This window comes from Fulvivirga kasyanovii, from assembly GCF_009711405.1.
Lineage (GTDB): Bacteria > Bacteroidota > Bacteroidia > Cytophagales > Cyclobacteriaceae > Fulvivirga > Fulvivirga kasyanovii.
In genome coordinates this window covers 1-7,051 of sequence record NZ_SMLW01000360.1, presented here as the reverse complement: position 1 = coordinate 7,051, position 7,051 = coordinate 1, and the positions used below count along the sequence as shown (strand labels likewise).

Annotated in this window: 6 protein-coding genes; all 6 read left to right on the top strand. The window is 40.6% G+C overall.

Annotated elements, in window-relative coordinates:
- Positions 1–27: 27 nt before the first annotated feature.
- Complete coding sequence (locus tag E1163_RS03890; RefSeq protein WP_155169652.1) at positions 28–813, top strand: enoyl-CoA hydratase/isomerase family protein; 786 nt, start codon at positions 28–30, stop codon at positions 811–813.
- Between the two features lie 11 nt (positions 814–824).
- Complete coding sequence (locus tag E1163_RS03885; RefSeq protein ID WP_155169650.1) at positions 825–2,312, top strand: lipopolysaccharide biosynthesis protein; 1,488 nt, start codon at positions 825–827, stop codon at positions 2,310–2,312.
- Between the two features lie 69 nt (positions 2,313–2,381).
- On the top strand, positions 2,382–3,386 hold the full coding sequence (locus tag E1163_RS03880; protein WP_155169648.1) for a sugar phosphate nucleotidyltransferase: 1,005 nt from the start codon (positions 2,382–2,384) through the stop codon (positions 3,384–3,386).
- An 18-nt stretch (positions 3,387–3,404) separates the two neighbouring features.
- Positions 3,405–5,132: a tetratricopeptide repeat protein gene (locus tag E1163_RS03875; protein WP_155169645.1), complete on the top strand. Its 1,728-nt coding sequence runs from the start codon at positions 3,405–3,407 to the stop codon at positions 5,130–5,132.
- Entirely contained in the window at positions 5,125–5,883 is a 759-nt protein-coding gene (gene lolB1 / locus E1163_RS03870) for a lipoprotein insertase outer membrane protein LolB1 (RefSeq protein WP_155169642.1), read from the top strand. Before E1163_RS03875 ends, lolB1 begins: the two co-directional genes overlap by 8 nt.
- On the top strand, positions 5,870–7,051 hold a 1,182-nt coding region (locus E1163_RS03865; protein WP_155169640.1), incomplete at its 3' end, for a murein hydrolase activator EnvC family protein. The genes lolB1 and E1163_RS03865, both read left to right, overlap by 14 nt.

Genomic DNA, 7,051 nt, shown 5'->3' with positions numbered 1-7,051 from the left:
GAAGCCACATTAGTCGAAAGAAATTTTATGAGCTTATATCAAAATCTGACTGAGGAAATTCGCAACGGGATTCTCACTCTTACCATATCAAGACCCGAGCATCTGAATGCACTGAATGCTTCCACTATTGAAGAGCTTAGAACCGCTATTCAGGATGTGTATGATAATAAAGAGATTAAAGGGTGTATCATTACCGGCGAAGGCAGCAAATCCTTTGTAGCTGGTGCTGATATCAAAGAAATCGCTGAGCTTAATGAGCTTAACGCCAGAAAATTTGCTGAAAATGGCCAGGAAGTATTTTCACTGATCGAGCAATGTGAAAAGCCCATAATTGCGGCTATCAATGGGTTTGCCTTAGGTGGTGGATGTGAGCTAGCCATGGCGTGCCATATACGCATAGCCTCAGAAAACGCAAAATTCGGCCAGCCTGAGGTAAACCTGGGTATCATTCCCGGTTATGGCGGTACTCAAAGACTCACGCAGCTTGTTGGTAAGGGTAAAGCTCTGGAACTAATGACTACTGGTGACATGATCACCGCCCAAGACGCTAAAAACATTGGACTGGTAAACCATGTTGTGGAAACCAAAGAGGAGTTGATGGAGCTAAGCAATAAGATCATGAGCAAGATCATTTCAAAAGCTCCTCTGGCAGTCGGCATGGTGATCAACTGTGTTAACGCATATTACTCTTCCGAAGAAAATGGTTTCCAGACCGAGGCTAACTTCTTTTCTAACTGCACAAAAACCGAAGATTTTCATGAAGGCACCAAAGCCTTTATTGAAAAAAGGAAACCTGAATTTAAAGGCGAGTAATCCGGTACTCAATGGGTAAGCTGAGAAGTCTGGCGAGTCAAACCGCTGTTTATGGCATTAGCAGTATTCTAGGCAGGCTTCTCAACTATGCTCTGGTACCTCTTCATACCCAGGTATTCCCAGACTCCGAGGATCTTGGTGTTGTTACAGGTCTATATGCCTATGTAGCCATACTGATGGTAATTTACACCTTCGGCATGGAGACAGCCTTTTTCCGCTTTGCCACCAAAGATAAGCTATCAGACACCTTCAATGCTACCTCCACTGCGGTTGCAGTGGTGAGCACATTACTTTCCGCCTTTATCATACTGTTTGCCTCCGAGCTGGCAGTAGCAGCCGGATATCCCAATGCATCAACGTTAATAATATGGCTGGCAATAATTCTATGGATAGACAGTATATTGTCCATCCCATTTGCCAGATTAAGACTTGAAAATAAAGCCCGGTTATTTGCCACTGCAAAAATGCTGAACATTATTATCAATGTCGGCCTTCAGGTGCTGTTTCTCATGGCCATCCCATTTATGATTTCCAACCAATGGCCCGGGTACCAATTCCTGGATTCTATTTACAGCAACGACTTAGGCATTGGGTATATATTTCTGGCCAATTTAATAGCCAACGCCCTGCTGATTCCTATGCTTTGGAGGTCAATCTCCAAAATCAGGATTAGACTGGATTGGGATAAGCTCAAGCCAATTCTTATTTATGCCTTTCCAATTTTAGTTACCGGGGTAGCGGGTATGTTTAATGAACAGTTGGATAAAATTCTTTTGGAACAATTGCTTCCGGACGATTTCTATGAAGATCTTTCAAGTACCGGCGCGGTGGGAGTCTATGGGCAAACATTTAAGTTAAGTATTTTTATGATGCTGGCCATCCAGGCATTTCGCTACGCAGGCGAACCATTCTTTTTTAGCAATGCGAAGGATCCCGATGCCCCTGATCTCTTTGCCCGTGTCATGCACTATTTTGTGATATTGAGCCTGTTGATACTCCTACTTGTTAGTATCAATGTTGATCTTATCGGCTTTATATTCCTTCGCAATCCCGAATACAGGATGGCCCTGTACCTTGTACCTATATTACTCCTTGGAAAGTTCTTCTATGGCATTTACATGAATCTGAGTATATGGTTTAAGCTAACAGACAAAACAGCTTATGGCATGTATTTCAGCATAATCGGTGCACTTGTGACCATTGCCGGAAACTTTCTGCTTATTCCTTATATTGGCTACCTGGGTTGTGCCATTACCTCAGTACTATGCTATGGCTGCATGACCCTTATTTGCTATATTTGGGGGCAGAAACACTATCCTATCCCTTATAATTTTAAAATATTATTCCCTTATTTCCTGATCACCTGTATTCTAATAGCACTGTCAATGTCAGTCGAATATGGTGATTTCTTGATAGATAGCACTATCCGCATTGCAATTTCCCTCGTCATTGTTGCGGCCATCTACCTTCTGGAAAAGCCGCGTTTAATTAAAAAATAGAAGTTAATTCATTAGTTTTGCTTCCTTAGTAAAACTTTTTAGAACATACTTAAACTGAGATATTTCACAATGAATATAATAATACCTATGGCCGGACGGGGCACAAGATTACGCCCTCATACATTAACAGTTCCCAAACCACTAATGCCTATCGCTGGCAAGCCCATCGTTCAGCGTCTGGTAGAGGATATAGCAAAGGTATGCAATACTTCCATCGATAAAATTGGTTTCATTATAGGCAGGGATTTTGGCTCCGAAGTGGAGGAAGATCTAAAAAAAATAGCCAGTTCTGTAGGTGGTGAAGGCCATATCTACTATCAGGATGAAAAACTCGGCACTGCGCATGCAATTTTATGTGCTCAGGAGCTTTTGGCCGGCAATGTAATTGTGGCCTTTGCGGATACTCTTTTCAGGGCCGACTTTAAAATGGATGCCTCCAAAGATGGTATTATTTGGGTACAGCAGGTGGATGATCCTTCGGCTTTTGGCGTGATCAAAGTAGATGAAGATCAAATCATCACTGACTTTGTTGAAAAACCCGAGACTTTTGTTTCTGACCTCGCCATCATTGGTATTTACTATTTTAAAGATGGTGAATTCCTTAAAAAAGAAATGCAGTACCTGATCGATAATAATATTAAGGATAAAGGCGAATTCCAGTTGACGAATGCACTGGAGAACATGAAAAAGAAGGGTGCCAAATTTAGCCCCGGTCAGGTATCTGAATGGTTGGATTGTGGAAATAAAGATGCTACAGTTTACACCAACAAAAGATATCTTGAGTTCATTAAAGACTCCGATTTAGTAGCCAAAACCGTTCAAAAGAAAAATTCCGTAATTATCCCACCTGTATTTATAGGAGAAAACGTGATTTTAGAGAACTCTGTCATTGGTCCTCACGTTTCGATAGGTGAAAATACTATAATCAAGAGTTCTGTCATCCAAAACTCTATCATTCAGACAAATAGCGAAGTGAACAACGCTAACTTCAAAAACTCGATATTGGGAAATTTCGTTAGTTTTGAAGGTAAATCTGATGATCTGAGCCTGGGGGATTATAACTCCGTACAGTAATCATTGTTAATTTTTTTGATGGGTTTTAGCAAACATTATATCGCAATCATTTTTTGCTCTTTAATTTCAGTAATATCTATACATGATGTATCTGGCCAAAAGACAAAAAATAAAAGTGAAATTTCCGACTCCAAATTAAGGGAGGCTGAATTCTATTTTACCGAAGGTGAAAAGTATTTCATTCTGGAAGATTATGCTAAAGCCCTCGTTCTTTTTCAAAAATCCCTTGAGGTAGCACCTGACAATGCCACTATCCATTATAAGATAGCGCAAATACTGGCACAGGGCAATGAGATGGAAAAAGCCCTCGCCCACATTAAGGAAGCGCTTAGGCTAGATCAGGATAACAAGTATTTTTATGTGCTTGCCGCAGACATCTATACCCAGCTTGGTGATTTCAGCCGTGCTGCAGTTACCTACGAAGAAATGATCGGCAGGCTTGATAATACTGATCAGTATCTCTTTGAGTTGGCTGCCATATATATCTATCAGCAAAGGTATGATGATGCCCTGTCTACCTATAATAAAATAGAGGCTGCTTACGGTATTTCGGAAGAGATCATAACTCAGAAACAAAAAATCTACCTGCAAAACAACAATCTTCAAAAGGCTCTGGAAGAAGGCAGGCGATTGATAGAAGCATACCCTGAAGAGGAAGCTTATATTTTAAAGCAGGCTGAAATATTGATATCGAATGACCAGAATGACGAGGCAATCGTATACCTGAAAATTTTTATCAAAGATCACCCTGAAGCTACACAGTCGCTACTTGTACTATCTGAACTACAGCGGAAGAAGGGCAATGTTGAAGAAGCTATTAAAAATATAGAGCTGGCGTTTAAGAATCCTGATCTGAGTATAGATAACAAAATTCAGCTTCTGGCTGAGTACAGAGTTGAACTAACGCCGGAAGATTTAAATAAGTTTGGATTAAAGCTGGCCAAAGTATTAGTGGAAGCGCATCCTGATGTGGCGGACGCTTATACGATTTATGCAGATTTACTACAGGCAGTTGGGAAAAACCGACAGGCCAAGGACCAGTATCTGCGTTCACTGGAACTAGACGGATCAAACTTTGCAGTTTGGCAAAACTCCCTCCAGATACTTACCGAATTAAACCAAATGGATAGCGTACTACTGATCTCTGACAAAGCCCTTGAGCTTTTTCCTAATCAGGGATCTCTGTACTATTTTAATGGTATAGCGCACCTGCAGAAACGACATTATGAAGAGGCTGTTGCAGCCTTGGAGCATGGAAAGAGATTATCATCAGCAAACCTTGCCCTGGTCAATGCTTTTAACAGTATGCTGGGCGATGCCTATAATGGCAGCAAGGACTATGAAAAATCAGCCAAAGCCTTTGACGCTGCCCTGGATTATGATCCCAATAACTATGCTGTATTGAACAACTACAGCTACTATCTGGCATTGCGAAAAGATGATCTTGAAAAAGCTGAGAAAATGTCAGCCAAAACTGTAAAAGACAACCCTGATAATGCTACTTTTTTAGATACCTATGCATGGGTGCTATATATGAGAGGAAAGTATAAAGAGGCCAAAAAGGTTATAGAACATGCCATTTCAACAGGTGACGCATCTGCGATACATTATGAGCATTACGGGGATATTCTGTATAAATTAGGCAATATAGATGCAGCCGTAAAGCAATGGCAAGTTGCTAAAGGCCTTAATCCCAAATCCGAATTGATAGACAAAAAGATAGCTGACCGTAAACTTTATGAATAAACAAACAGCCCTCTTTATCACCTGCATACTGTTGGTAATATCCTCTTCATGTAGCAAACGCCTGTCGGGCGTTAACTGGAATTTCCTGGATAAAAATAAGCTTGATGTTCAGCAGGTGGACTTTGAATATTTTTCAGGCAAAGCCAAGATCAATTATAAAGACGACGAACTTGATATAAAAGCCAAAGCTAATATAAGGATCAAGAAAGACAGCGTTATATGGATAGCCTTTTCATCAGTAGGTATTCAAGGGGCGCGTTGTCTGATCAGTAAAGATTCCATTACAATCATCAACATGGTAAAAAAAGAATACTATGTTTTCAATTACGATTCACTGAGCAAGCAATTTAATTTTGATGTTAATTATGATGCTATTCAGGCGGCTGCACTAGGTAATTTGTTGGTAAACAGGACCCGCACCGACGAGGTAGTCAAAGATGAAAGTTTTTATATCCTTAAGCAGCAATCAGGCTCGGTTAGCCTCCACAATTATGTAAACCCTAAAACCATGAAGATAGAGCGTGTTGAAATGCTTGAAAAGCCTTCTAAAAATTCGGCTGTCATCCGCTACTATGATTTTCAAATGGTTGGCTCTCATGCATTTCCTTTTTCAGAGATAATTTCATTATTTTACAAGGGTAAGTCGGGCACTCTCAATACTGTAATTGAGCTAGAGTATAACAAGGCCGAAATTGAAGACAAGGAACTGAAGTTCCCTTTTAACGTTCCAAAAAAATATGAGCGCAAGTAAAAGAATTTTTGGAATACTTCTCCTCTTATTACTTTTTAGCACTTCCACCTCCATTGCTCAAAAATCCAAAGCCCAGCTCCAAAAAGAGAAGCAGGAAAACCTGAGAAAAATACAGGAAGCGGAGAAGATCCTTGCTGAAACTGCCGGAAAGAAGAAAAATACCCTCGGACAATTAAATGCCCTCAACCAGAGGATCAAGACCCAGGAAGACCTTATAGGGTCGATACGCAAAGAGATCAACCTGCTGAATGAAGAGATTGAGGAGAATAATCAAATTATTGCATCTCTGGAAGATGATGTGAAGCAATTGAAAAAGGAATATGCATCCATGGTTTACGCAGCTCATAAAGCCAACAGTGGATTCAACAAGCTTACCTTTATTTTTTCAGCCAAATCATTCAACCAGTTTTTGATGCGACTGCAATACATGGACCAGTATGGCAAAGCTCGTAAAAAACAAGCTGAGCAGATCAGTAAGGTTCAGGAAACGCTCAGTTCGCAAATACTGCTGATCGAAAGTAAAATGTCTGAGAAGAACATTCTTTTAGCAGAACAGCTCGAAGAAAACAAAAGCCTGTTTAGCTTAAAACAGAATCAAAACCAGCTTGTGCAGAACCTGCAACAGCAGGAAAAGAGTTTAAAGCAAGACCTTGAAGAACGTAGAGAGGCAGTGGCCAAGCTTGATAAACTGATCAATGATCTGATCAAAGAAGAACTGGAAAAAGCACGGAAAGCTGAAAAAACAGTAACGGATGCCAGTGTTAAGCTGTCTAACGAGTTTGCCGATAACAAATCAAAACTTCCCTGGCCGGTCTCAGGGTTCGTGTCCCAAAAATTCGGAAGACATAACCACCCGGTGCTGAAAGGTATAGTAGTACAAAGCACAGGCATAAATATTCAAACCAAAGAGAAGGAAAAAGTAAAAGCCATATTTAATGGAGAGGTTAGAACTGTAGCCTTTATTCCGCTGGTTGGCAATACAGTAGTGATCAATCATGGTGATTATTATACCGTATATGCAGGCCTAAAGGACGTACTGGTGAAAACAGGACAGAAAGTAACCACAGGGCAGGAACTTGGAGAGATCCTGACCAATAAAGACGGTGTTTCTGAGCTCAAGTTTGAGGTAAGAAAAAGTGTAACGGCACTGGATCCTCAGCAGTGGTTA